This window comes from Pseudomonas sp. PSB18, assembly GCF_014596565.1.
In the GTDB taxonomy this organism is placed as follows: domain Bacteria; phylum Pseudomonadota; class Gammaproteobacteria; order Pseudomonadales; family Pseudomonadaceae; genus Aquipseudomonas.
Genome location: NZ_NOIN01000005.1, coordinates 412,249 through 434,939, shown reverse-complemented (window position 1 = coordinate 434,939; position 22,691 = coordinate 412,249). Strand labels below are relative to the sequence as shown.

The following is a 22,691-nucleotide window of genomic DNA, read 5'->3' as shown; positions in this document are numbered from 1 at the left end:
GTTCACTTTGTCAGTTGAACAGTGAGGGGGCGTGAGTTGCGGGCGTACCGGTAAAATAATGCCCGGTGCCCAGGCCGACAGGGATCACGCGCGCTGGCGCCGCCTCCCGCCTCAACCCACCATGGCAGACCGGTAAGCACCTGGCCCTATGCCAAAAGCCTGTTTGAACTGCCGGGTAAGGTGGCTCTGATCAGCAAAGCCGAGCTCCGCGGCGACCCTGGACGGCGCAAGACCTTGCTTCAATAACACTAGCGCACAAGCCAGGCGCTTTTGCGTGACCCAGCTATGGGGCGGCAGCCCGGTTGCCTTGCGAAACACGCGGGCAAAGTGAAAGGGCGAGAGACCGACGCTGGAGGCAAGCTCCTCAAGGGAAGGGGGGAACGCCAGGCGCGCAAGCAATATTTCCCTGGCTCTGCGCACCGCTACAGGCTCATTTCCTGGCGCTGCGACCGAACCTATTCCGGCATACCGCTGGAACAGCATCAGCGTGGCTTCCCTCCAGGCGGTTTGCTGCAGCAATTCCGAAGCCTCATGTTCTGCAAACAGATGAACGTTACTGAACGCTCGCGCCACGTCTGAATCGGTCAATACGCTGCTGATAAAGCGAGGAGAGCCATTGAAACGCATATCCAGCTCAGCCAGGACCTCGGCAAGCTGCGTCAACGTGGGGTAAAAACCTCGGTAGCGCCATCCCTCATGGTGGGCGGTTGCGCCGGTATGCAACTCATCCGGATTGATCAGCACCACGCTACCGATAGGGGCAACGTGTTCACTGCCTCGATGCCGAAACCGCTGCGCCCCCGACTCGATGACCGAGATGACAAAACTGTCGTGGACGTGAGGGGTGAAGCGCTGCTGGTAATATTGGGCGTGCAGCAATTCCACGCCACCCAGGCTTGAGGCTTGCCAGAAACGCGTGTTTTCAATCTTGCTGGCCACGGTTCACCTCAGAATATCGACCTGAACAGGTAGAAGCAGCCCATGCTGACCAGGACGCTCGTCAGCACCCGTCCCGTCCAGAGCATGAGACCCACGGTGCAGAGCCCGCCCAGCAGATAGGGATTCAGAACGCTCAGGCTCAGCGTATGGCCTGGCATGAAAATGATGGGCCCGCAGATCGCCGTCAGCATCCCTGGCACCGCGAAGGAAAGGAAATCCCGGGTGCCCTGGCTCAGTCTAAACGGTAAGCGTGGCTCCAGGAACAGGTAGCGGTTCAGGAAGACAGTCGCACCCATTCCAGCGATAACGGCGAGGATCATGAGCGTCCCTCCAGGAGCCGTTTGCAGACGAAGCCCGCCGTCATGCCAGCCAACCCCGACACCACCAGCGCAGACTCCCAACGCAAATAACTGAACAGCACCGAGCAGGCAAGGGATACGAACACACACACGATCGTCGGGACCGATTTCACCACGGGGGTGACCAACGCGATGAAGGTCGCAGCGATGGAAAACTCCAACCCGAGCGATTCAAGGTTCGGAATGCTCTTGCCCAACAGGATCCCTGCCAGGGTGAACACATTCCACGCCAGGTAAAAGCTGAGTCCGACACCCAGGGCAAACCAGCGGCTGAAAGTCTTTTGATCGTACTGGCTGTTCAGCGCGAAAAACTCGTCGGTCAAAAGAAAGCCGAGGCCTATTCTCCATCGTGAAGAAAGCGAGGAAAGGGTGGCACGCATGTGCAAACCGTAAAGCAGGTGCTGGGACGTCAGGAGAAGGGTTGTCACAAGGATCGAGGACAGGCTGGCCCCTGTCTTGATCATGCCGATGGCGACGAGTTGGGCGGCACCGGCAAAAACGATGGCCGAGAAGCCCTGGCTTTCGAGAGGCGTCATCTGGGCATCGATCGCCAATGACCCAACCAGCAAGCCCCAGGGAGCACAGGCCAGGGACAATGGAATCACAGCCATCGAGCCTTTCCAGAAGGCTTGGTAAGGCGAAAGGGTGGAGCGCATGAGCAGTGCACATCGATTATGAAGGGGGTTCAGAATCCAGGATTGTGCGGTTGCCGTATTGAACGATATTGCTGTTTGGACGTTGAGCACCCTCGACCTTCGGCTGCTGATGTAGCCCCATCACGGGCAGGGAGCATACCCGCTTGCAAATGGGACCAGGTCGGTGATTTGACGCTCCCTGGAAGACCCTGCTCGGACCTTCCAGGAAGACAACGAGGCAGTCACGTCTTGAACCGCAGCACCAGGTTGTTCAGGTTCACCGCGAGTTGCGACAGCTCGTTACTGGCAACGAGGGTTTGACGGGTTCCTTCGCTGCTTTGCACCGCCAGATCGCGAATGCTGACCAGGCTTCGATCCACATCACGCGCTACATGCGCCTGTTGCTCGGACGCCGTTGCGATTTGCAGGTTGCGTTCGTTTATCTCCAGTACGGCATGGGTGATTTGCTGCAAGGATTGCCCGGCGTCTTCGGCGGTTTTCCGGGTGCTATGCACCTCCTGGGTGCTTTTGTGCATCGACTCCACCGTTGCAGAAGAGCCTGCCTGGATCGCCGCGATCATCTGTTCGATTTCCTGGGTGGAGGTTTGCGTACGATGTGCCAGGGCGCGCACTTCGTCGGCAACCACTGCAAAGCCTCGACCTTGCTCGCCTGCCCGAGCCGCTTCGATGGCGGCATTCAATGCCAGGAGATTGGTCTGCTCGGCAATGCCCCGGATGACGCTCAACACTTTGCTGATGTCCTGGGCTTGGCCGGCCAGCGCCAGCACCTGTGCGGATGAACCTTCCACCAGGCTCGTCAGGTTGCGCATGGCCGCCAGGGTTTCAGTGACACGTTCATTGCCCAGGTCTGCCGACAGGCTCGACTGCTGGGCTGCCTGGGAGGTTGACGTAGCATTGCGAGCCACTTCTTCAACGGCCGCACTCATCTCGTTGACTGCGGTAGCGGCTTGCTCGATTTCGCTGTTTTGTTGCTGCAATGTCCGGTCGGCGCTTTCAGTGATGGACGTCATTTCGACGGCGGCGGTGCTCAGTTGAGTAGACGCACCCGAAATCTCCAGAACGGTTCGCCGCAGCTTCTCCGACATGATGTTGAGCGCCTGCATCAAGCGGGATGCTTCATCTTTTCCGGTGACCTCCAACTGCCGGGTCAGATCCCCTTCGGCAATGTCTTCAGCCAGTTTCAGCGATGTGTTGATCGGGTTGACAATGCTGCGGGTCAAGGCGATAGCGAGGAAGACCGTGAGAATCAGCGCGACGATTACCACAATCATCAGGACGTTGACGCTATGGTCATACACTGCCGTCGCAATGGCGCCTGACTGCTCCGCCTCTTTTGCGTTCAGCTCGCGCATGAGCGTGAGTTTTTCTTGATAGGCAGTGGCGCGATTTGCCTGCTCGGAGTTGGCAAAGGCAACGGCCTTGTCATGGTCGGAAGTGTCCAATGCAATGACTTGCTTCAATCCATCGATGTAGGTGTTCATCGCGGTTTGGGCGTCATCGAACAGGGCGCGGTCCTTATCGCCTGTCATCAGATTCTGTCGATAGTATTCGCTGCGCGACTGTAGGGTCTCCATGGCTTGTCGTACTTTGGCTTGCGACGCGCTTTTGACTGAGGGATCGGTGCTGGCCAGCATCCTGATGCTCTCGAGGCGAGCGTGTAGAAGCGCAATTTGAATGTCATCGACCACTTGAATGCTAGGCAGTGAGTTTTCTTCTATGTCTTGTTCCGCGGTGCGCAAGTGGCCGATTTGAACGTAGGAGAAGCCTCCCAGCCCGATCAAAAGCAAAGTGATGACACCAAAGCAGAATGCAGCTCTGCGCGCGATATTGAGCGATCTCAGATTCATGTTTGGCTCCGGTGGCGTATCACATAACGCCTTCGAGAGCTGGCCCTTCGCCAGCGATTACAGGGTTGGCGAAAGCGGATGAAAATTCTGTGAGCTATTTGTGGTTTTTTTGAGAATGATGAGATGGCCCGAGATTCAGTCGAGCAGCGCTGGAGCGACTCCAGGCTTCTGGTCGGCTGTAGCCTCTCGCGAGTGGTAGAAAGCGGCCAGAAGCGGACATTCAGCGTTCATCGAGTTTGCTGCCAACACCATCAAAGAGCTGGGGCTGATGCAGCAGAAAAAGCCGGCCAGTGCAGTTCGAGAAAATGAGCGACACGGTTTTTTATCGCAGACTGGATGCATCAGGCCCGGCTACGCGGTCCCTCGTATAGTCAGCGCTCGACAGTCGCTCAAAAAAAATTCAAGCGAAGCTTGACCGAGGAGAACGATCGTTCTACATTGAGTCCATGGAGATGAAAATGACAGATACCCGAGAAAAAATTCTAACGACCGCTGAGAAACTTATTTATCAGAATGGCATTCATGCGACAGGCATGGATCTTCTGGTGAAGACCTCAGGTGTAGCTCGTAAAAGTATTTATCGCTATTTTGCGACCAAAGATGAAGTGGCAGCTGCTGCACTGAATGCTCGTGATGTACGTTGGATGCAATGGTTCAGAATGGAATGCAATAGAGCGGAAACTCCGCAAGGTCGTATTCTTAATATCTTTACGGTGCTCAAGGGATGGTTTGAGTCAGACGGATTTCGAGGCTGCGCTTTCATTAATACAGCAGGAGAAGTTGGGGATCCCGATGATCCTATTCGCCATATTGCCAAACTGCATAAGCAGAAATTACTCAATTACACACTCGAGCTGACCGAGCAGTTGAATACGGAGCACCCAGTCGTCTTGGCGAGACAACTACTCATATTAATTGAAGGCGCAATCACCATGGCGCACGTGATGGGCGATTACAGTGCCGTCGATGACGCAAAAGAAGTTGCACAGTTGCTGATTAAATAGGTGTCGCTGCAAGAAATTGACTTTCTGACATCTTCGCAAGGCGTGCGGTTCAAATATGCCCCTGACGCATATTAGTCTGCGTGGCTGCTCGTACCCGTTCGCATAGCTAGATTGTTTAGATGCTGATGTAAATCGCGATTATCATGACGCGTTGACGTTGTGATGATAATCGTTGAAATAAAGTTGTACCGTTTTGCTGAGTTCCGAAAACGTTAAATAAACCGATACATCCAATTGTCCTGGAGGCACTATCATGTCCAATGCACAAACTCGTCCGCCACTTCCTCCGTTCACTCGTGAAACGGCGATTGAGAAAGTCCGACTCGCTGAAGATGGCTGGAACAGCCGCGATCCCGAAAAAGTATCGCTTGCCTATACACTGGATACCAAATGGCGCAACCGAGCGGAATTTGCTACCAATCGCGAAGAAGCCAAAGGTTTCCTTACTCGCAAATGGAGAAAAGAGCTTGATTATCGTCTGATCAAAGAACTCTGGGCGTTTACCGACAACCGCATCGCTGTACGTTACGCATACGAGTGGCATGATGATTCAGGTAACTGGTTCCGCTCTTACGGTAACGAAAACTGGGAATTCGAAGCGGATGGCTTGATGCACCGTCGCTTCGCCTGCGTGAACGACATGCCCATCAAGGAGAGCGAACGCAAGTTCCATTGGCCACTGGGACGCCGCCCAGATGACCATCCAAGCCTGTCTGACCTCGGTCTGTAAATATCTCAACCGACCTGATCCTTTCGTTGAAAAGGCTCAGGTCGGTTTTTGAGCCCAACGCTATAAATAATTTCTTCATCAAAAATCCTCTAACCCGTAACCGCCCGCAATCCCTCCAAGCTTTATCCTCCAATTCTTTGCCGGTCCTATCCAGCTTTTCCGCCTGCCAACGATCCTCACCGTCCGCTTCGCGAAAGGTCTAGCGGTCGCAGTTTTTTCAGCCATGAGTCTATTACTGAAGTCCTCTAGCAATGCCTGCTCCATCAGGTCCACCCATGAGGCTGCAAAGGCTTCGTAAGGGTTCTGAGGGCAGCCGGCTAAAGCAGGCATCAGTACCGGCGGGACAGACGAGAGGTGCGTAATTTTCAGGCACTACCGTTTAGGGAAATAGAGTTACCTGCACTTTTGTTTACTCGATTCTCAATGTGATGTTCCATGATTGATGTGGACTATATGAATCAAGTCCAGTCGGCGCGGTGCTGTGGCCCTATTCTTAACGACGGCAACTGATTCCCCGTCGTAATGCACGAGATGGTAGCAAGTTGTTCCTCAGATCCATGCGCAGCCAAGTGGGGGCGCGCTGATGACTGCTGCATTCATAGACTGAACGCAATCCGTCTCGCTCAAGCAACAGCGCTCGTGGTCGTATGACGTCCCTGCCTGAAGACACGGCAAGGTGTGCTGGCCCGAATAGAGGATTCAAGGTCAGGGTTCCGCTTCTGATTTTGCGTTACGCCGACATGAGAGTGACAGAAGTGCCACGTTGGCTGATTTCCTCTCGCTACTCCGTTTGTAGCAAGCGGGAATTCGCGATGAGCTGGATTTTGTCAGTCAGCCGTTGGCGGTTCTTGGTAGTGGATACGGCCTGAGTAAATGCACTTCCGTGCTATTACTGCCGAGTAGAGGCGGGAAGCGCGCTGTATGGGCGCAAGTAGCGAAGGGTTATTTTTTAAGAAGGACAGGAGACAGCGGGTGTTTGAGCCCCCGTCCCTGGCGCCGAGCGATCTAGCGCCAGATGAGCGGACGGGAGAAGAGTCAATTCGTACAGCCGGTACCTATAACGTGGTACTCCATGATGTGCCGGTCGCCCTTGGAGTCGTCATAAGTCATCTGCGCCGGCACTACATCGCAGCTATCGGGTATCTGAGTAATAGACACAATGTGAGCGATGTCCAAGTGTTGAGAGTAGCGATAGGGCTCGACCGTAATATGCGCAGTCTGAGTATCTTGCTCATCGGCCATAGCGACAGAGCCAATGCAGCCTAGGAGTAAAGCGAGTAACCGTTTCATAGTGAACACCTGTAGTGAGGGCGTGAGAAGACCAAAGCACTTGAGCGGTGCTCAGTCGTAAAAAGGGTTGAGGTGTAGCCCGGTTGCCGTCAGACGCCGGGCTGACTTACATCAGAAAGGCTTGGTGGGCAGGTACTTGCCGTCCAAGGTGATAACGGCGCGATGGCCGCCCTCCGGATCTTCGACTTTCTTGATGTCCAGCTTGAAGTTGATGGCACTGATGATGCCGTCGCCGAACTTTTCGTGAACCAGAGCTTTGAGGGTGGTGCCGTATACCGACATCATTTCGTAGAAACGGTAGATAGTCGGGTCGGACGGTACGCCGTCAAAAAAACTGCCGCGAACTGGCATCGATTGCAGCAAAGCGACTTGATCAGCATCAAGCTCGAGTTTCTTGCCCACGACATGGGCGGCGCTGGAAGGCAGCGGATGCTGGCCGAGCAGGGCGGCAGTGACGAAGGCTTCGGACAGGCCGGTGCCGTCAACGATCTCGGCGAAGGACAGGTCCTTGCGAGCCTTAGCCAAAATGATGGTTTCGGTCAGTTCTTGGCGCGCGGTGCGGGTGGCTTGAGTCTGGATCATGGCGAATCTCCTAGGTTAGTAAGGGTTACAGCTACGGGTTTCAGGCGACGTGCCTGGCTTGCTGGGAAACGGCGTGAACTTCGGGGTTCTCTGCGAGGGGCACGAAAGTCCCGGTATTGCCATCGAAGGCGTCGATACGCCCGCTCTCGATGTCATAGATCCAACCATGCAGGGTGACGCGGCCTTCTTCGAGAGCCAGGCGAACGGATGGATGTGTCTGGAGGTTGGCCAGTTGCGCGATGACGTTTTCACGCACCATGGACGTAACTTTGCTCGGTAGATCCGCATGTTTGCGGGCTTCGTTAACCACCTTGGCCGAGTCGGCGTAACGGAGCCATCCGGCAACGGCAGGCATGTGATCCAGACACTTGCACGTTGCTATGGCGGTCATCGCGCCGCAGTCGGAGTGGCCGCAGATCACGATGTCTGCGACCTGGAGAGCGGCGACCGCATATTCAACAGAGGCCGAAACGCCACCCGGCTCCGGGCCATATGACGGCACGATGTTGCCGGCATTGCGGATTACAAACAGATCGCCTGGCTCGCGCTGGGTGACGAGTTCAGGCACCAATCGGCTATCTGAGCAAGAGATGAACAACGCTCTTGGGCTCTGCTGATTAGCCAAGTCCTTGAACAGTTTGACCCGCTCAGGGAAGGCGTTTTTTTGGAATTTCAGAAAACCGTCGATGATCGCTTTCATGGTTGCTGTCTCAATGTCTCTGGGTGTGAAACAAAGATTAAGCAACACATTACATAAGATAAAAGTCTCATTTATTATGGTGTTCATCAGATTATCTTATGAGTGAAATCATGCTTGCTCGTCATATCCAATACTTCCTCGCGGTTGCGGAACATCTCAGCTTCACGAAGGCCGCAGCGGCGCTGCACGTGTCTCAGCCAGCCCTTTCGCAGCAGGTGAAACAGTTGGAAGAAAGTCTTGGAGCCCAGTTGTTCGACCGCTCAGGACGCACAACTCGCTTGACTGACGCGGGAGACGTCTATCTTCTGTATGCGCGCCGTGCTTATCAGGAATTGCGAGATGCTAAAAGCGCCATCCACGATGTGAGCGATCTCTCTCGAGGCTCATTGCGCGTGGCCGTGACGCCCACGTTCACGACTTATCTGGTAGGGCCCGTGATCGAAGCATTTCACTCTCGGTATCCTAAGATCACTCTCAACCTGAAGGAGATTTCCCAAGAGCGCATCGAGGAATTGCTTTTGGTTGGAGAATTGGACGCTGGGATCGCGTTCGATGAAATAAATACACCGAATATTGATGCCATCCCTTTGCTGAGCGAAACCCTCGCTTTAGTGGTGAGTCGCAGACACCGCTTGGCCGAGGAGCGGTCCATTGGATTGCAGGCTCTGAATGCCGAGTCCCTGATTCTGCTCAGCCCAGAGTTTGCAACCCGCGAACAAATCGATCGCTACTGCCGCAAACACGCGATTCGCCCTCAGGTGCAAATGGAGGCCAATGCCCTCGGTGCAGTGATCGAAATCGTTCGTAGGACGAATCTATCGACTTTATTGCCGGCCAAAATCGCGTTGGCCCATGACGATCTGGTGGCCATCGCACTGGAGCCTGAGCGCTTGCAGCGCACCGCCGTCCTTTTGCGGCGCAAAGATGCCTTTCAGAGCGCAGCGATGCGAGTTTTCATCGAGGTGGCTAAAGAGGTATCCGTTCAGCTAAATGTGCAATAGCTGTGCTCGTCAATCTGGACGGAGCTAAGCCCGGCCTGTGACGTGGTAATAACAGGCTCAATAAAAAACAGACTGCACCTTTTTCGGAACTTTGCTGTACGGGCGAAGAGGGCCCAGCTACGCAGCGAGGACTGCCTTTTTCCTAGCCGGCCGCATACTTCAGACCCTCTATCCACTCGTCAATACGGTCGTATCGTCAAAGGCTGGGTGAAAGCCGTACGGCTTGATCCGGCAATGTATGGCACCCACACAATGAGACGAACGAATCACTGATTTATCGTAGGACGAAGAACCTGCGGGCGGTTCAGTTATTACTCGGCCATACGAGGTGGAACAAACCAACGCCGTTGTAGTCTTCAAGTGTGCCCCCAGACAACAGGCTGTTCTTACCGGGGGCGGTCCGCAACGCTGGAGTATTTTTTACATAGGAGGTTTCGGGTGCTTTGGAAATCAAATCTTGTAGTGCTCGCCCTGTCTGCCGTTGCCTTTTCGGCGCAGGCCCAATCCGATCGTGAAGTGGTCGAGGACATGGTGACCCGCTCGGCCAATGTCTGCCCAGGCCACAGCACCGAACGCACCACGCCCACAGTGAAGGCGGTGCCTGTCGGCGCGTTGCGGGTCATGCTTGATCGCGGCCTGGTGATGTGTCCAGACCGGCGTCTTGATGTCGATGCACCTGCCGTGTTCTACGGGAGGGTTGGCGTATTCGGGTGGAACCCTGAAGTGCCTGCAAGCTCGGAGGTGATCGTCAAGCAGATCGACACCATGACCCGCAAGGACGAGTATCCATCGGACACCTTGGTTTGGGATGCGACGGGTATGCCCCTCAAGCAGCGCACTGTGCCGGCTTTCGAACCCAAGCCAGGGGCTGCTGTGCTGTATCGGATACGGTAAGCCCTGTCGACGAGGCGCGTGGAGGTAAGCGTCGATGCTGCTGCATAATCCGATTTCAATCGAGGCGATCGATGGCACGTGCAAGATTTTCGCGTGCCTGCTGCTCGAATGCGTCGAAGTAGGGTGCGGTTGTATAAATGCGCTCGCGCATTAGAAAACCCTCCAGGATCTGGCGTCGCTTTTGGCGATATATAGACATCGGCACGTGCAGGTACTCGCGGCGGACTTGTTGGTCGTACTCCTCGAACCGCTCGAACGATGCCCCAAGGATCGCCAGATCCGTGTCCACCAACACCGCCTCGTCTACCGACTGCGGGACGCTGTCGTGTCGCGTTACCATGACCAGGTCGTAAAGCCTGCGGCGCGTTTCGTCGTCCAGGCCAATATCACGGGCCACTTCGTCCAGCCATTGGGCGCTGCGCAACTCATTGTCGCTGCGCAGAGGGTCGTAGATTGCGTCGTGGAACCACAGCGCGAGGTCGACTTCGGCAGGGGCCTGGCAAGCAGCGTTAACGAGTCGACGCACCTGGAGGCATTCGGCCAAGTGATTGCGGTTGTGGTACGCGCGGTGTGGCTCGTCGTAGTGCCGAATGAGTTTTTCGTGCGTCTCTTGCGACGCGCATCTGACCCCAAGCTCCGTCCAGACGCGAACCCAGGCGGTAAAACCCAGTGCCTCAGGCGCGTCGAGATCGTCGGGTGTCCTGACTCGGAATAGGTTGTTTTCTTCTGGCTGTTCCGTCATTGCTGCTCCTGCGCATTCATGTAGCGCTCTACCCAGACGATCAATTACATCCCACGCCGCACCCGCCCCGGCGCCTCACCATATACCTCCTTGAACTTCTTGCTGAAAGCCGCCTGGGATTGATACCCCACCTGGGACGCAATATCAGTCAATCCCAGGTGCGAATGGCTCAGCAGGCTGAAAGCCAGTTCCATTCGAACCTGCGTCAACAAGACCCAAGGCGAAACGCCGGCGACCCGCACGAAAGCCCGCATGAACGTTGCGCGGGACATGCTCGCAATCTCGGCCAGCGCATCCACCGTCCATTCGTAGCCCGGGTCCGCCAGCATCGACTGCCAGGCTCGGCCCAGCTGCTTTTCGGACAACAAGGCCAGGGTGCCGGTGTGTTGGCCGTGGCTTGCGAGGTGAGCGCGCAGGATCAAGGTGAACAACGCCTGGGACAAGGCATCGAGTAAGAAATGTGTGCCGACCTGATCGCTATCGGCTTCACCTCGCAACATGTCGACCAGCGCTGGCAGGGGAGCACTTGCAGGGAGAGCCGCACTGGGTATCACGAGATGTTCGGGGAGGGCGCTGAACAACAGGGAGGCACGATTGTAGTGAAAGCTTCCGCAAAGCATGTCCAGGTCCGTGCTCCCGCGGCCGATGCGGTAAAGCGGCAGTGTTCCACCGGACACTAGCTTCGGGGTCCCCGGCTCAGCCGTTTTCCCGATGCCGTGCAGGAGGTGCGGTGCCCCACGAGGCAGCAGCAGAATGTCGCCTGCTCGCATCGGCAGGCGCTGGCCGTCCGGAAATTCGACGCGGCACTCTCCCGCCAACACAATGTGATAGGGCGCTTTTCCCAAGACTTCCTGCTGGTGATCGAGTGCCCAATCGCCTTGGAACTGACACCGTAGATCCACGCTGCCCCGCACGTTGGCCAGGCTGATGAGTTTATCGATCGAATGCATTTGAGCGCTTCGCATAAAAATTTGAGTGGATCGGACAAACCCGAATCACGCCCTGGGGGGAGACTGAGCCTGTCGAAACAGTACACCAACTTGCTCAGGAGTCATGCGATGTTCAATAACTGGTCCGAACTGCTACCCACCATCCAGAAGGCTTTCGGTGCGCTCGGAAAGAGCAACCCTAAGATGGTCAAGGCCTACATGGCCCTTGGCGAGGCCTCAGCCGAAAACGATGTGCTGGATGCGAAAACCCGTGAGTTGATTTCGATTGCCGTCGCTGTCACCACCCATTGTGACGGATGCATCGCCGTCCACGCGGACGCGGCGATCAAGGCTGGAGCGAGCCGCGAAGAAGTGGCGGCTACGTTGGCAACCGCAGTTTCGCTCAACGCCGGTGCTGCCTACATCTATTCGTTACGCACGTTGGAAGCGTACGACTCGCTGAAAAAATAGAGCCTGCGGGTGCAGGCACCTGGCCTCGGTACCGTGCGGTATCGGGGCTTTTTAATGTCTGCAGGATCTTCGAACCTCCGACGCAGCGCGGTGGATAATCCACTACGATGAGACGGCGAACTCACTGACGATGGAGACATACCCATGATGAAGTACACGGGCGCCTGTCATTGTGGAGCGGTTGGCTTCGCTTTTGAGGCCGAACTTGATGAATTGATCAGTTGCGACTGTTCGCTTTGCAGCAAGCGCAATGCGTTGATGGCCACGGTGCCGCGGGAGCATTTTCGTATCAGCCGTGGTGAAGACGCGCTACGTCTGTATCGCTGGAACAGCGGCGTGGCCCAGCATTACTTTTGCGCTACATGCGGGATCTATGTGTACCACCGACGTCGCAGCAACCCTGAGGTTCTCAGCGTGAATGCGTGCTGTATCGATGGATTGGATTACCGCGCCCTGCCGTTGCGTCAGGTCGATGGCAAAAGTCGAAGTGTGGTCAGCGCGCCTTGAGCACACTGCATGTTCGACCATAGGGTACCGACCTCAATGGTTGGCACCGTGCTCAGGTCATGAGTCCAAAGGCGGGCAGAGCCTGATGCCAGTCAGATCAAGGATCCAGCGGCGCAAAACCTGTGGGAGCAAAGCTTGCTCGCGATAGCGGCAGACCAGTCAACACTGTTGCTGACCGACGTACCGTAATCGCGAGCAAGCTTTGCTCCCACAGGTTTGTGGCTTGACTCACTGGCATCAGCCCGCCTTGAACAGGATGTGTCTGTTCAACCACAAGGTGCCGACCTCAATGGTTGGCACCGTGCTCAGGTCATGAGTCCAAAGGCGGGCAGAGCCTGATGCCAGTCAGATCAAGGATCTAACGGCGCAAAACCTGTGGGAGCAAAGCTTGCTCGCGATAGCGGCAGACCAGTCAACATTGTTGCTGACTGACGTACCGTAGTCGCGAGCAAGCTTTGCTCCCACAGGTTTGAGGATCGACTGACGGGCATCAGGGCAGGCGTCTGTCTTGCAGCTCAGACGGCGACCGATTCCAGGGTCGATTCAAGGAAGCGGAAGGCGGTCTGTTTCGAGTGATGGGTCGACTCGAAGAACGCCAGGTGACTACCATTGCTCTCCACATGCAACAGGGCGTCGCTGATGGACTCGGCAATGCGCTGGGAGCCGCCGATGTGGGTGGTTTCGTCGGCGTCGCCGGCAACCACCAGCGTCGGCACGCTGATCTGTCCCAACCGTGACTGCAGCTCGGTCTTGTTCAACGCATCGTTGAGCCGTGCATAACGGTAGAACAGCTCCTCGTTGACGTAGGGGTAGAGCGCCGCATGGGCGATCGAATCCGGAATGGTCGCCAGTGTCGCCTGGTCCAGGAACAACGCCTGCAAGTCGCTGGCTTCGTTGCGGTCCACGGCGGCCGACTCCATCAGCCATTCGAAATTCTGCTGATGGGCGGTGCGCAGGCTGTTGTCGCCAAGGTTGTAGTCGCCGTGCCACAGGCTCAGGGAACTCACCCGCTCGGGGTGGGTGGCGGCGGCGCTCAATGCGATCACCGCGCCGCCGCAGATGCCCATCAAGTGCGCATTGGGCAGCTCGTAGTGGTTCATTACGTTAATCAGGTCGCCGACCTGGGCATCGGTGTCCACGGAGAGCTGGTCGAACGAGGTACAGGAACCGAACAGCCCCCGGGTCTCCCAGGTGACCACGAAGAATCGCTCGCTCAGGGCATTGAACCAGTCGCGACACAGGTCGAACGGCATACCGCAGGGCAGTGCCAGGACGATCGCCGGGCGGTTCTGATCCGTGCTGGCATGCACTGACAACGCGACGTTGTCGCGGGTGATCAGGTGCACCGTTTCAACCTCGGGCACCGAACCACTGAAATCGAAGTGTCTGACCAGGCGCCCGAATTCCCTGACGCTTTCGAACTCGTCGAAGTGGTCATAGGAAAAATCCAGCGCCTGGCAGATTTTCTTGCTGATAAACATCTCGAAGGAAGACAGCTGCGCCTCGCCATCGTGCACGTACTGCACGGCTTTGACACCGATGCGTGCGAAGGTGGCGCTGACCGCCCGTTCCGTGGCTCTCACGCTGGGGGAGGCCTGGTCGGGTGGCGGCTCATTTGCCTGAGCGAGAAAGCTCAGGCAAATGGGATCGGGCAGATGGATGGCAAGGTGCCTAAGCATCCTCACGGTCTCGCACAGGCGCGTCGCTGCGTCAGTGGAAATAGTCATGGATTGGGGGACTCCTGTCAGGCACGTTACGCATGCCACTGTCTTATGGCACTGAAAAATCAGACCGCTTCGAATTTCTTGCCTCGGGTGGTATGGGTGACAAGGCGGTTGTATTCCGGGGTCTTGTCCCCGATCACCTGGACCGCGCCGTATTTCTCAAGGCTGATGCGACCGCCGTACTCCTCGATGTGCTCGGAGTCCGGGTAGATCTTCACGAAGGACGGGACATAGCGCGAGGCGAAGCCCATGCGCATGTCCTGGGACTCGCCGCTGTGAGGGTAGGAGGCGTGCATCAGGGTCGACCAGAAAATGATGAACTGGCCGGCCTTCATCTGCATCGGCACCGCGGCGGATTCGTCAGGCTTGAAGTTCTCGTCGATCTGCAGTTGGCGATAGTCGTAGCCGAAGAAGCCGCGGCGCACGCCATCCTTGACCACCGAGCTGTGGTTGGCATCGGGATCGTAGGCCATGCGCTTGGTTTCGTCGTAGTTCATGCTGTTCTGGGTGCCAGGAATGAACTGCAGGCAACCATTGGCGATGTTGGCGTCTGTGAACGCGGTCCAGACGGTGATGGTGCCGCCGAAGTCTTCGTTCTCCGGCCACAGGATCTGCGGCTTGCCCGAGGCGTTGGCGAAGGTGTCGGCCTGGTGCCAGTCGGTGCCTTCGTCGCCGGGGTATTTGGGGAAGAACTCGGTGCGCCAGCACAGTACATCCGGACCGAGGATGCTTTCGACGCGGTCGCAGATCTGCGGACGGCAGATGTGGCTGGCGAGGAATTCGTCGTCCAGGTGGCGATCATAGTTGGCAATGTTGGTGCCGGCGGAAATCGCATCCAGGTCCTGGTAGGCCGCGGCACTGCGGTCGAGCAGGCGCAGGCGGGTGCGTTTCCAGGTTTCTTTCATTTCTTCGGGGGTATAGGCGTCGAAAGGACCGATGAAACCGTTCTTCTCGAAGGACGCGCGTTCTTCCGGGGTCAAGGCGAATTTCTTGCTCATGGGCTGTTCCTTTTCGGTCAGTGGGCTTGGACGAGGGAGCGTTGGATGCAGTCGGCCAATACCTTGGCGGTCGCACCGTTGGCCAACACGCCAGGGTCCAGGTTGACTTGGTAATGGGCCTTGAAGGTGCTCAGGGAGCGGATCAGTGCCAGGGAGGTACCGCCAAAGTCGAAGAAGTCATCATTCAGGCCGATGTTCTTCAGGCCGATGTCCTGCGACCAGACCTTGAGCACGAACTGCTCTTGCTCGGTAAGGCCGTCGGCCGCGTGTTGCACGGTGGCTTCAACGGATTCGGGCGAGGGCAGGCGTTGCTTGTCGATCTTGCCGTGGTCGGTGACCGGCAGTTGCGCCAGGGCGATGTAGGCCGAAGGACGCATGTAGTCCGGCAGGTTCGCGGCCACCAGCGCGGCGACTTCGCTGCGCACCTGTTCGGTCCAGGCATTCACGCCCTGGGTCGGTACCACGTAGGTGACCAGGCGCCAGTCGCCATCGCCGAAATCGTGACCGGCCACATGGGCGGCGGCCACGGCGGGGCTGGTTTGCAGGCAGGCTTCGACCTCGCCGGGCTCGATGCGGAAACCGCGGATCTTCAGTTGTTCGTCGCAACGCCCGGCGTAGCGGTACTCACCGTCATCGCCCAACACCACCAGATCACCCGTGCGATAGGCGCGACTTGAGGTTCCTGGCAACTGTACGAAGCGCTCGCTGTTCAGGGTCGGGCGGTTCAGGTAACCCAGCGCCACGCCGGCCCCTTCGATGTACAGCTCACCGGCGGTGCCCTGGGGCACGGGTTGCCGGTCGGCATCGAGCAGGTTCAAGCGCCAGCCATCCAGCGGGGCACCGATCGAGACCATGGCCGCGCTTTCCAGGTCCTGGCCCAGTACGCGCTTGAAGGTGGTGTGCACCGTGGCTTCGGTGATGCCGTACATGTTGATCAGTGCAGGCTTCCGGTCGCCATGGCGTTCGACCCAGGGGCGCAATACCGTGGCCGGCAGCGCCTCGCCACCGAAGACCACGTAGCGCAGCGCTAGTGGCGCCTTCGCCTGGCGGTCCGCCTCTTCGAGGCCACGGAAAGCCGATGGGGTCTGGCTCAGGACGGTCACGCCCCGGTCGACCAGCCATTGACGGGTGGCGGTTGGCGAGCGCGACACGTCGTAAGGCACGACAGCCACGTGGCCGCCGTGGGCCAGCGCGCCCCAGATCTCCCAGACCGAAAAATCGAAGCCGATGGAGTGGAACATCGACCAGACATCGTGCTCGTTGAAAGCGTATTCACGTTGGGTGCTTTCCAGCAGGCGGCTGACGTTGGCGTGGGCCACCAGCACACCCTTGGGCTCGCCGGTGGAACCGGAGGTGTAGATGACGTAGGCCGGTGCCTGGTCGGGGTTGCGGCGGTCGACCTCGCCAATCGGTTCCAGTGCCGGGCCGGCCAGCAGATTGGCCAGGGGCAGGACGCGCACGGACGGGCTCTGCGCCAGCTCGGCGGGCTCGCCGATCATCAGGCTCAGGCCGCTGTCGCGCACGATGTGTTCGACGCGCTTGCCGGGGTATTGCGGGTCGACCGGGACGTAGGCACCGCCGGCCTTGAGGATGCCCAGCAGGCTGACGACCAGGTCGACGCTGCGTGTCAGGCTCATCCCGACCAGCATGCCGTCCTTGACGCCTTCCTGGCGAAGACGGGCAGCCAGTTGCGACGAGGCCGCATCGAGTTGCGCGTAACTCAACGTGCGCGAGGCGTCGGAGACGGCCGTTCGCTCGGGGAATTCACGGGCCCGGGCGGTAAAGATTTCATGCAGGAATGCACCGGGCGTGAGGGGGGCTGGCGCGGGGTTGACCGATCCGCCAGTGTTCTTAATCGGCATGACTAACGCTCCTGTTAATTGCCAGGCGCAGCGTATTTGCGCGTTTGCGAAAACCGTTGCACTCGAGACGTCACTGCGGCCCACGGGATCGTTTAATGCGCCTGTGCGATTCGCAGCTGCCGCATTTCAGCACCGACTTCGTGCCGGCGTCTGTCGCGGGAAATGGGGACAAGCCGCTTTGGGATGAAGGTCGACAGCGACGGTGTAACCAGGCGTGTCGGCTCTGTCCCGGTTTGCGGTGCCAGACATCACCGTTGATCAGTGTTTCTATCCTTGCCCGACAGTGGGGCGCATTGGTTTTGCCCCGTACGACGTGGATCCGCGGATCCGTGGTTCAGGAGTGATGCATGAGTCTTCAAACTAACGCTTCGCCCGTGATGAGCGATGACGGGACGGCGGATTCGCTTTCCTGGCCCGGTCAGGCAATCGAAGGGCAGGTCCGCTTGTCGCTGCTCGCCGATGGCCTGAGCCTGCCGGTGGTGATCGAAGCGATCGCCACGGGTTTGGACCCGTCGGCGTGGGCCGGTACCCATCGCGAGGCTATCGAGGCCTTGCTGTGCCGCCACGGCGCGGTGCTGTTTCGCGGCTTCGAGCTCGCCTCGGTGCCGGCCTTCGAAGCGTTTGCCGAAGCCTTGTCCCCCGGGCTGCATGGCAGTTACGGCGATCTGCCGAAGAAGGAGGGTGGGCGTAACGTCTATCGCTCCACGCCTTATCCCGAACGGGAAATGATCCTCTACCACAACGAGAGCTCACACCTGGAAAGCTGGCCTCGCAAGCAGTGGTTCTATTGCGAACAGCCTTCGCGGGTCGGCGGCGCGACGCCGCTGGCGGACATCCGACAAGTGCTGCGGCACCTGCCCGCGGACGTGGTGGCACGCTTCGAACAAAAAGGGCTGATGTACAGCCGCACCTTCACCGCCGGCGTCGAACCGAGCTGGGAGTCGTTCTTCGGCACCACCGACCGTGGAGAAGTCGAACGGCGTTGCCGGGAGCAGGGCACCGATTTCGAATGGCTCGACGGCGACAGCCTGCAAGTGCGCACCCTCTGCCCGGCGGTGATCCGGCATCCGCGGACCGGCGAGGCGGCGTTCTTCAACCAGGTGCAGCTGCACCATCCGTTCTGCCTCGGCGAAGAAATGCGCGAAGACCTGCTCGACATGTTCGGCGCCGACCGTTTGCCGCGCATGGTCAGTTATGGCGATGGCACACCGATCGAAGACGAGGTCATGACCCTGGTCGGCGACGCCTATGAGGCCTGCGCCGTCAGGTTCGACTGGCGCAAGGGCGACGTGGTCATGCTCGACAACATGCTGGCCGCCCACGCACGGGATCCCTATGAGGAGCCGCGCCTGATCGTGGTGGCGATGGGCGAGATGACCGCCAGGGGCGACGTCTGGCAGCCGGCCTGAGCCATATCGCGAGTTCATTCGAGGATAGCAACCCATGAAAAACCAGAAAGAGAAGAAACCCAAGCCGGGTTCGGTCATGCGCTTGCTGTGGCGCAACCATCCCTGGCTAACGTTTTTCACCTTGATTTGTGGTGTCATCAGCGGGGTCGCGTCCATCGCGGTGGTGAGCGTGATCAACCAGGCCATCCACAATGACGGCGATCGCATGCAGGCGCTGTACTGGTTTGTCGGGCTCAGTGCCATAGCGCTGATCCTGCGCAACGGTGCCGCGCTGTTCCCGGCCTACGCCAGCATGCGGATCATGACCCGGTTGCGCATCGCGCTGTGTCGCAAGATCCTCGCCACGCCGCTGGAAGAGGTAGACCGGCGCGGTCCGCCCAACGTACTGACCATGTTGACCAACGACATCCCGCAACTGAACACGACGCTGATCGTCATGCCCACGGTACTGGTGGAGGCGACGGTCTTCCTGTTCGGCATCGCTTACCTGGCGTACCTGTCGTGGGTGGTCCTGGCCTTGACGGTTTCGCTGATGGTCCTGGGCGTGGGTTTGTACCTGTTCTTCTTCGCCAGCGGCGTCAGGTCCACCAATCGGGTTCGGGATGAATTCACCGCATTCAACGAATATACCCACGCCCTGGTGTTCGGTCTCAAGGAACTGAAGCTCAACGGCATCCGCCGGCGCTGGTTCGGCCGCTCCGCCATCGAGGCGTCTTCGACCCGGGTGGCGCGCTACAACTTCGTCGAGCGCCTGTGGTACACCGCCGCCGACAACGTGGGCCAGTTCACCCTGTCGTTGCTGATTGGTTGCCTGCTGTTCGCCGCGCCGCTGGTCAGCACGGTCGATCCCAAGGTCATGACCGCCAGTGTGCTGGCGGTGCTCTACATCATGGGGCCGCTGTCGCTGCTGGTGGGGGCGATGCCGGTGCTGGCGGCGGGCAGGGTCGCCTGTACCCGGCTCGCGGAGTTCGGCTTCGCGATCAACGATCCGCACCCCGAACCCGTTGCGGTCGAGACACCGAAAGTGCATCTGCTCGAGCACAAGAAAACCTGGGACAGCATCGAGCTGAAGGGCGTGCGGATGCATTATCAGGATCAGCATGCCGGAAGCGGTTTCTCCCTGGGGCCCATCGACCTGACGGTACAGGCCGGTGAACTGATCTACATCGTTGGCGGCAACGGTTGCGGCAAGAGCACCCTGGCCAAGGTGTTGTGCGGGCTCTATATCCCGCAAAGCGGAGAGGTGCTGCTCGACGGCTTGGCGATCACCGACGAGAGCCGCAGCGACTACCGCGATCTGTTTTCCGCGGTGTTCTCGGACTTCCATCTGTTCAACCGCCTGATCGGTCCCGACGAAGAGGAGGGCAACCCGGACCTGGCGAGCAAGTACCTGGAAACCCTCGGGTTGGCCGACAAGATCAAGATCGAAGGACTCGGTTATTCGACCCTCAAGGCCTTGTCCTATGGCCAGCAGAAACGCCTGGCCCTGGTATGCGCCTACATGGAAGACCGACCGGTGTATGTGCTCGACGAATGGGCCGCCGACCAGGATCCGCCGTTCAAGAAGTTCTTCTACGAGGAACTGCTGCCCGACCTCAAGCGGCGCGGCAAGACGGTGCTGATCATCACCCATGACGACCAGTACTTCCAGCTGGCCGACCGGATCATCAAGCTGGCGGACGGGCACATCGTCTCCGATATCAACTGCGCCATTCGCGACAAGCGCGCCTGAATGGCTGTTCTGACTGCACCGTCCGGCTGGCGATGTTGTCGCGACAACACCTCTGCCAACCCGTGAAAGACGCCTGACATCAAACCCGCCCGACAGCAGTGGACCGCCTGCCGGGTGGCGCCGGCTGTCTGCGCGCATCTGCATCATCAACTCCAGGCGTGCCCCGTTGCGTTTGCCCGGGCAGTACTGACAAATATCTGAGAAGGAACGTATGACATTTTTCTTTGCTGTGGGCGTTGTTGTCGCAATGGGCCATTCGGCCAGCCGTCGTCCGGAATCTGCCGGTGTACAAGTGACGGGGGGCAGCGTATGAACCAGTCCCTGGAGCTTGCGGCAACCTATCCGCTGACGGCGTCCCAGCGGGACATCTGGCTGGACCAGATGACCAAGGGCGATTCCCCCCTGTACACCATGGGTGGCTACCTTCACATCCGGGGTGCCGTCGACCCTGATCGTATCCAGCAGGCGGTCGAGCTGTTGGTCCGCAAGCACGATGCCTTGCGCACGGTCCTGCACTGCGACGTCGGTGGCGACGGCGTGCCCATGCAGACCCTGGTCGAGTCGCTGGAGGTACGGGTCCCGCTGATCGACTTCTCCAATCGCCCCGAACCGCAGACCGCGGCCCAGACCTGGGTACAACAGGGGCTGGAAGTGCCATTTGAGCTCGATAAGGGGCCGCTGTTTCGCTTCTACCTGGTCAAGCTCGATGACGCTTCGTTCTATTTCGTCGTCAACCTGCACCACATCATCCAGGACGGCTGGGGCATCAACCTGATGCTCGCCTCCCTCAGTGACCTGTACAACGCCCTGGGGGAAAACCGCGAGCCTGACCTGTCGGCACCGTCCTATGCCGGGTTCATCGAGGATGACGCGCGTTACCACGAATCGGACCGTTTCCAGCGGGACCAGGCCTACTGGCTCGATAAATACCGGGATGTGCCGGATCCATTGTTCACTGCCCGTTACCGTGATCGCTTCGTCGAGCCCGTGGTGCCCAGCGCCCATGCCATGACGTCTTTCCCGCAGACGTTGAACGAGCGGATCGACGCTCTGGCGCTCACTCATCAGGTCTCGCGTTTCCCGGTGCTGTTGGCGACGTTGTACGTGTACTTTGTCCGCACGACCCAGCGCGACGAACTGGTGGTGGGCCTGCCGATCCTCAATCGCTCCAATCCGACCTTCAAACAGACCGTGGGGTTGTTCACCCAGGTCAGTGCCATGCGCCTGAGATTCGCCGACGACCTGTCATTCGGCGAGCTGATCCAAGAGGTTGCGCGTGCGCTCAAGCAGGACTATCGCTACCAGCGGTTCCCTCTAAGCGACATTCATCGCTCCCTTGAGCTGCGGCGTGACAATCGTGCCCAGCTGTTCGACGTGTCGTTCTCCTACGAGGAAGAGAACTACCTGTACCGGTTCGGCGACGCCACGGCCTATTCGGTGAAGAGTTCCAACGGCCAGGAACAGATGCCCCTGGCGATCCATTTCCGGACCAACCCCAACGAGAAAAATGCCTGGGTGCACTGGATCTACAACCAGGCGTTCCTGCAGGCCGATGAAATCGAGGCAATGGCCGAGCGCTTCGTCCACGTGCTGGAGCAGGGACTGGGTGACGATACGCTGCCGATCCATGACTTTGTCCTGCCGACACCGGCTGAAGCCCGTCTGCTCCAGGCCTGGAACGCGAGCGATGAACAGCGGTATGAGCACGACCGCACGATCCACGGCCTGTTCGAAGCGCGGGCCGCCGCGCAGCCGAGCGCGGTGGCGGTGGTCCATGAAGGCCAGACCCTGACTTACGGTGAACTGAACACCCGGGCGAACCAGGTCGCCCACCGGCTGCTGGCCCTGGGGGTGTTCCCGGATGACCGGGTAGCCATCTGCGTCGAACGCGGTCTGGACATGATCATCGGCCTGTTGGGCATCCTGAAGTCCGGTGCCGGCTATGTGCCGCTGGACCCGGCCTATCCCCAGGACCGGCTGGCCTTCATGCTCGAGGACAGTTCGCCGGTGGCGTTGCTCACCCAAGCGGCGCTGCAAGACCAAGTGCCTGCGCTGTCTGTCCCGGTGCTGTTGCTCGATCAGCCAGAGGCCGCAGGCTTTGCCGAGCAGCCACGGCACGATCCGAATATCGGCACCCTGGCCTCCCATCACCTGGCCTACGTGATCTATACCTCGGGTTCGACCGGCCTGCCCAAGGGCGTGATGGTCGAGCATCGCAATGTGGCGCGGTTGTTTTCGGCCACCCAGCCGTGGTTCGATTTCGGCCCGCAAGACGTCTGGGCGCTGTTCCATTCTTTCGCCTTCGACTTTTCGGT

The 22,691-nt window shown here is 58.7% G+C and carries 21 protein-coding genes and 1 pseudogene (1 of these 22 running past the window's edge); 10 read left to right on the top strand and 12 right to left on the bottom strand.

Annotation, left to right across the window (positions count from 1 at the left end):
* Window positions 1-111: 111 nt before the first annotated feature.
* From CGA22_RS15110 to CGA22_RS15095, 4 genes are all read right to left on the bottom strand, one after another.
* The gene (locus CGA22_RS15110) at window positions 112-939 is read right to left on the bottom strand and encodes an AraC family transcriptional regulator (protein WP_041024137.1); all 828 of its coding nucleotides are present in this window, start codon (window positions 937-939) and stop codon (window positions 112-114) included.
* An 8-nt stretch (window positions 940-947) separates the two neighbouring features.
* A complete protein-coding gene (locus tag CGA22_RS15105; protein WP_041024136.1) occupies window positions 948-1,259 on the bottom strand; it encodes an AzlD domain-containing protein in 312 nt (103 codons plus the stop codon).
* Window positions 1,256-1,954 carry an AzlC family ABC transporter permease gene (locus CGA22_RS15100; protein WP_041024135.1) on the bottom strand — a complete coding sequence of 233 codons (699 nt, stop codon included), beginning with the start codon at window positions 1,952-1,954 and terminating at the stop codon, window positions 1,256-1,258. The genes CGA22_RS15105 and CGA22_RS15100 overlap by 4 nt, the downstream gene beginning before the upstream one ends.
* A gap of 221 nt (window positions 1,955-2,175) precedes the next feature.
* Window positions 2,176-3,801 (bottom strand): methyl-accepting chemotaxis protein, encoded by a 1,626-nt coding sequence (locus CGA22_RS15095; RefSeq protein WP_041024134.1) that lies wholly within the window; start codon window positions 3,799-3,801, stop codon window positions 2,176-2,178.
* A gap of 446 nt (window positions 3,802-4,247) precedes the next feature.
* Here CGA22_RS15095 and CGA22_RS15090 point away from each other — a divergent pair, with 446 nt between their 5' ends.
* On the top strand, window positions 4,248-4,805 hold the full coding sequence (locus CGA22_RS15090) for a TetR/AcrR family transcriptional regulator (protein ID WP_041024133.1): 558 nt from the start codon (window positions 4,248-4,250) through the stop codon (window positions 4,803-4,805).
* A 253-nt stretch (window positions 4,806-5,058) separates the two neighbouring features.
* A complete protein-coding gene (locus tag CGA22_RS15085) occupies window positions 5,059-5,535 on the top strand; it encodes a DUF1348 family protein (protein WP_041024132.1) in 477 nt (158 codons plus the stop codon).
* A 1,035-nt stretch (window positions 5,536-6,570) separates the two neighbouring features.
* On the opposite strand, the gene CGA22_RS15080 is transcribed toward CGA22_RS15085, so the two are convergent.
* The 3 genes from CGA22_RS15080 to CGA22_RS15070 all read right to left on the bottom strand — a co-directional run bounded on the left by CGA22_RS15080 (window position 6,571) and on the right by CGA22_RS15070 (window position 8,107).
* Window positions 6,571-6,825, bottom strand: a complete 255-nt coding sequence (locus CGA22_RS15080; protein WP_041024130.1) for a DUF2790 domain-containing protein — start codon at window positions 6,823-6,825, stop codon at window positions 6,571-6,573.
* 111 nt (window positions 6,826-6,936) lie between these two features.
* The gene (gene cynS / locus CGA22_RS15075; protein ID WP_041024129.1) at window positions 6,937-7,407 is read right to left on the bottom strand and encodes a cyanase; all 471 of its coding nucleotides are present in this window, start codon (window positions 7,405-7,407) and stop codon (window positions 6,937-6,939) included.
* Between the two features lie 40 nt (window positions 7,408-7,447).
* The gene (locus tag CGA22_RS15070; protein ID WP_041024128.1) at window positions 7,448-8,107 is read right to left on the bottom strand and encodes a carbonic anhydrase; all 660 of its coding nucleotides are present in this window, start codon (window positions 8,105-8,107) and stop codon (window positions 7,448-7,450) included.
* 110 nt (window positions 8,108-8,217) lie between these two features.
* Here CGA22_RS15070 and cynR point away from each other — a divergent pair, with 110 nt between their 5' ends.
* The 3 genes and pseudogenes from cynR (at window position 8,218) to CGA22_RS15060 (ending at window position 10,002) form a co-directional block, all read left to right on the top strand.
* A complete protein-coding gene (gene cynR / locus CGA22_RS15065) occupies window positions 8,218-9,108 on the top strand; it encodes a transcriptional regulator CynR (RefSeq protein ID WP_041024127.1) in 891 nt (296 codons plus the stop codon).
* A gap of 108 nt (window positions 9,109-9,216) precedes the next feature.
* A pseudogene (locus CGA22_RS27140) lies at window positions 9,217-9,437 on the top strand (tyrosine-type recombinase/integrase); the annotation flags it as partial.
* A gap of 109 nt (window positions 9,438-9,546) precedes the next feature.
* On the top strand, window positions 9,547-10,002 hold the full coding sequence (locus tag CGA22_RS15060) for a hypothetical protein (RefSeq protein WP_041024126.1): 456 nt from the start codon (window positions 9,547-9,549) through the stop codon (window positions 10,000-10,002).
* A gap of 55 nt (window positions 10,003-10,057) precedes the next feature.
* Here CGA22_RS15060 and CGA22_RS15055 read toward each other — a convergent pair whose 3' ends face one another.
* Both CGA22_RS15055 and CGA22_RS15050 read right to left on the bottom strand, forming a co-directional pair.
* A complete protein-coding gene (locus CGA22_RS15055) occupies window positions 10,058-10,744 on the bottom strand; it encodes a hypothetical protein (RefSeq protein ID WP_041024125.1) in 687 nt (228 codons plus the stop codon).
* Between the two features lie 44 nt (window positions 10,745-10,788).
* Complete coding sequence (locus tag CGA22_RS15050; protein WP_041024124.1) at window positions 10,789-11,694, bottom strand: AraC family transcriptional regulator; 906 nt, start codon at window positions 11,692-11,694, stop codon at window positions 10,789-10,791.
* A 108-nt stretch (window positions 11,695-11,802) separates the two neighbouring features.
* Here CGA22_RS15050 and CGA22_RS15045 point away from each other — a divergent pair, with 108 nt between their 5' ends.
* The gene (locus CGA22_RS15045) at window positions 11,803-12,144 is read left to right on the top strand and encodes a carboxymuconolactone decarboxylase family protein (RefSeq protein ID WP_041024123.1); all 342 of its coding nucleotides are present in this window, start codon (window positions 11,803-11,805) and stop codon (window positions 12,142-12,144) included.
* Between the two features lie 144 nt (window positions 12,145-12,288).
* Window positions 12,289-12,651, top strand: a complete 363-nt coding sequence (locus CGA22_RS15040) for a GFA family protein (protein WP_041024122.1) — start codon at window positions 12,289-12,291, stop codon at window positions 12,649-12,651.
* Window positions 12,652-13,166: 515 nt separating this feature from the next.
* On the opposite strand, the gene CGA22_RS15035 is transcribed toward CGA22_RS15040, so the two are convergent.
* The 3 genes from CGA22_RS15035 to syrB1 are packed head-to-tail and all read right to left on the bottom strand — an operon-like array spanning window position 13,167 to window position 17,235.
* Window positions 13,167-14,378 carry an alpha/beta fold hydrolase gene (locus tag CGA22_RS15035; protein ID WP_041024121.1) on the bottom strand — a complete coding sequence of 404 codons (1,212 nt, stop codon included), beginning with the start codon at window positions 14,376-14,378 and terminating at the stop codon, window positions 13,167-13,169.
* Window positions 14,379-14,437: 59 nt separating this feature from the next.
* Window positions 14,438-15,373 (bottom strand): syringomycin E biosynthesis L-threonyl-[L-threonyl-carrier protein] 4-chlorinase SyrB2, encoded by a 936-nt coding sequence (syrB2, locus tag CGA22_RS15030; RefSeq protein WP_041024120.1) that lies wholly within the window; start codon window positions 15,371-15,373, stop codon window positions 14,438-14,440.
* Window positions 15,374-15,390: 17 nt separating this feature from the next.
* Window positions 15,391-17,235, bottom strand: coding sequence for a syringomycin E biosynthesis L-threonine--[L-threonyl-carrier protein] ligase SyrB1 (gene syrB1, locus CGA22_RS15025; protein WP_188258636.1), 1,845 nt, complete (start codon window positions 17,233-17,235; stop codon window positions 15,391-15,393).
* 347 nt (window positions 17,236-17,582) lie between these two features.
* On the opposite strand from syrB1, the gene CGA22_RS15020 reads away from it, so the two are divergent.
* From CGA22_RS15020 to CGA22_RS15010, 3 genes are all read left to right on the top strand, one after another.
* Window positions 17,583-18,644: a TauD/TfdA family dioxygenase gene (locus tag CGA22_RS15020; RefSeq protein ID WP_041024119.1), complete on the top strand. Its 1,062-nt coding sequence runs from the start codon at window positions 17,583-17,585 to the stop codon at window positions 18,642-18,644.
* 34 nt (window positions 18,645-18,678) lie between these two features.
* Complete coding sequence (locus tag CGA22_RS15015) at window positions 18,679-20,376, top strand: cyclic peptide export ABC transporter (RefSeq protein WP_041024118.1); 1,698 nt, start codon at window positions 18,679-18,681, stop codon at window positions 20,374-20,376.
* Window positions 20,377-20,652: 276 nt separating this feature from the next.
* Window positions 20,653-22,691 carry the start of a non-ribosomal peptide synthase/polyketide synthase gene (locus tag CGA22_RS15010; RefSeq protein ID WP_411157120.1) on the top strand. It continues 27,058 nt past the right edge of the window, so 2,039 of the gene's 29,097 nt are visible here — the first part of the coding sequence; its start codon is at window positions 20,653-20,655; its stop codon lies beyond the right edge, outside the window.

Bases quoted from the DNA above. Each gene is read 5' to 3' on its own strand.
- CGA22_RS15105 (WP_041024136.1), bottom strand. From the start codon at position 1,259: ATGATCCTCGCCGTTATCGCTGGAATGGGTGCGACTGTCTTCCTGAAC.
- CGA22_RS15100 (WP_041024135.1), bottom strand. From the start codon at position 1,954: ATGCGCTCCACCCTTTCGCCTTACCAAGCCTTCTGGAAAGGCTCGATG.
- CGA22_RS15095 (WP_041024134.1), bottom strand. From the start codon at position 3,801: ATGAATCTGAGATCGCTCAATATCGCGCGCAGAGCTGCATTCTGCTTT.
- CGA22_RS15090 (WP_041024133.1), top strand. From the start codon at position 4,248: ATGGAGATGAAAATGACAGATACCCGAGAAAAAATTCTAACGACCGCT.
- CGA22_RS15085 (WP_041024132.1), top strand. From the start codon at position 5,059: ATGTCCAATGCACAAACTCGTCCGCCACTTCCTCCGTTCACTCGTGAA.
- CGA22_RS15080 (WP_041024130.1), bottom strand. From the start codon at position 6,825: ATGAAACGGTTACTCGCTTTACTCCTAGGCTGCATTGGCTCTGTCGCT.
- cynS (WP_041024129.1), bottom strand. From the start codon at position 7,407: ATGATCCAGACTCAAGCCACCCGCACCGCGCGCCAAGAACTGACCGAA.
- CGA22_RS15070 (WP_041024128.1), bottom strand. From the start codon at position 8,107: ATGAAAGCGATCATCGACGGTTTTCTGAAATTCCAAAAAAACGCCTTC.
- cynR (WP_041024127.1), top strand. From the start codon at position 8,218: ATGCTTGCTCGTCATATCCAATACTTCCTCGCGGTTGCGGAACATCTC.
- CGA22_RS15055 (WP_041024125.1), bottom strand. From the start codon at position 10,744: ATGACGGAACAGCCAGAAGAAAACAACCTATTCCGAGTCAGGACACCC.
- CGA22_RS15050 (WP_041024124.1), bottom strand. From the start codon at position 11,694: ATGCATTCGATCGATAAACTCATCAGCCTGGCCAACGTGCGGGGCAGC.
- CGA22_RS15045 (WP_041024123.1), top strand. From the start codon at position 11,803: ATGTTCAATAACTGGTCCGAACTGCTACCCACCATCCAGAAGGCTTTC.
- CGA22_RS15040 (WP_041024122.1), top strand. From the start codon at position 12,289: ATGATGAAGTACACGGGCGCCTGTCATTGTGGAGCGGTTGGCTTCGCT.
- CGA22_RS15035 (WP_041024121.1), bottom strand. From the start codon at position 14,378: ATGACTATTTCCACTGACGCAGCGACGCGCCTGTGCGAGACCGTGAGG.
- syrB2 (WP_041024120.1), bottom strand. From the start codon at position 15,373: ATGAGCAAGAAATTCGCCTTGACCCCGGAAGAACGCGCGTCCTTCGAG.
- syrB1 (WP_188258636.1), bottom strand. From the start codon at position 17,235: ATGCCGATTAAGAACACTGGCGGATCGGTCAACCCCGCGCCAGCCCCC.
- CGA22_RS15020 (WP_041024119.1), top strand. From the start codon at position 17,583: ATGAGTCTTCAAACTAACGCTTCGCCCGTGATGAGCGATGACGGGACG.
- CGA22_RS15015 (WP_041024118.1), top strand. From the start codon at position 18,679: ATGAAAAACCAGAAAGAGAAGAAACCCAAGCCGGGTTCGGTCATGCGC.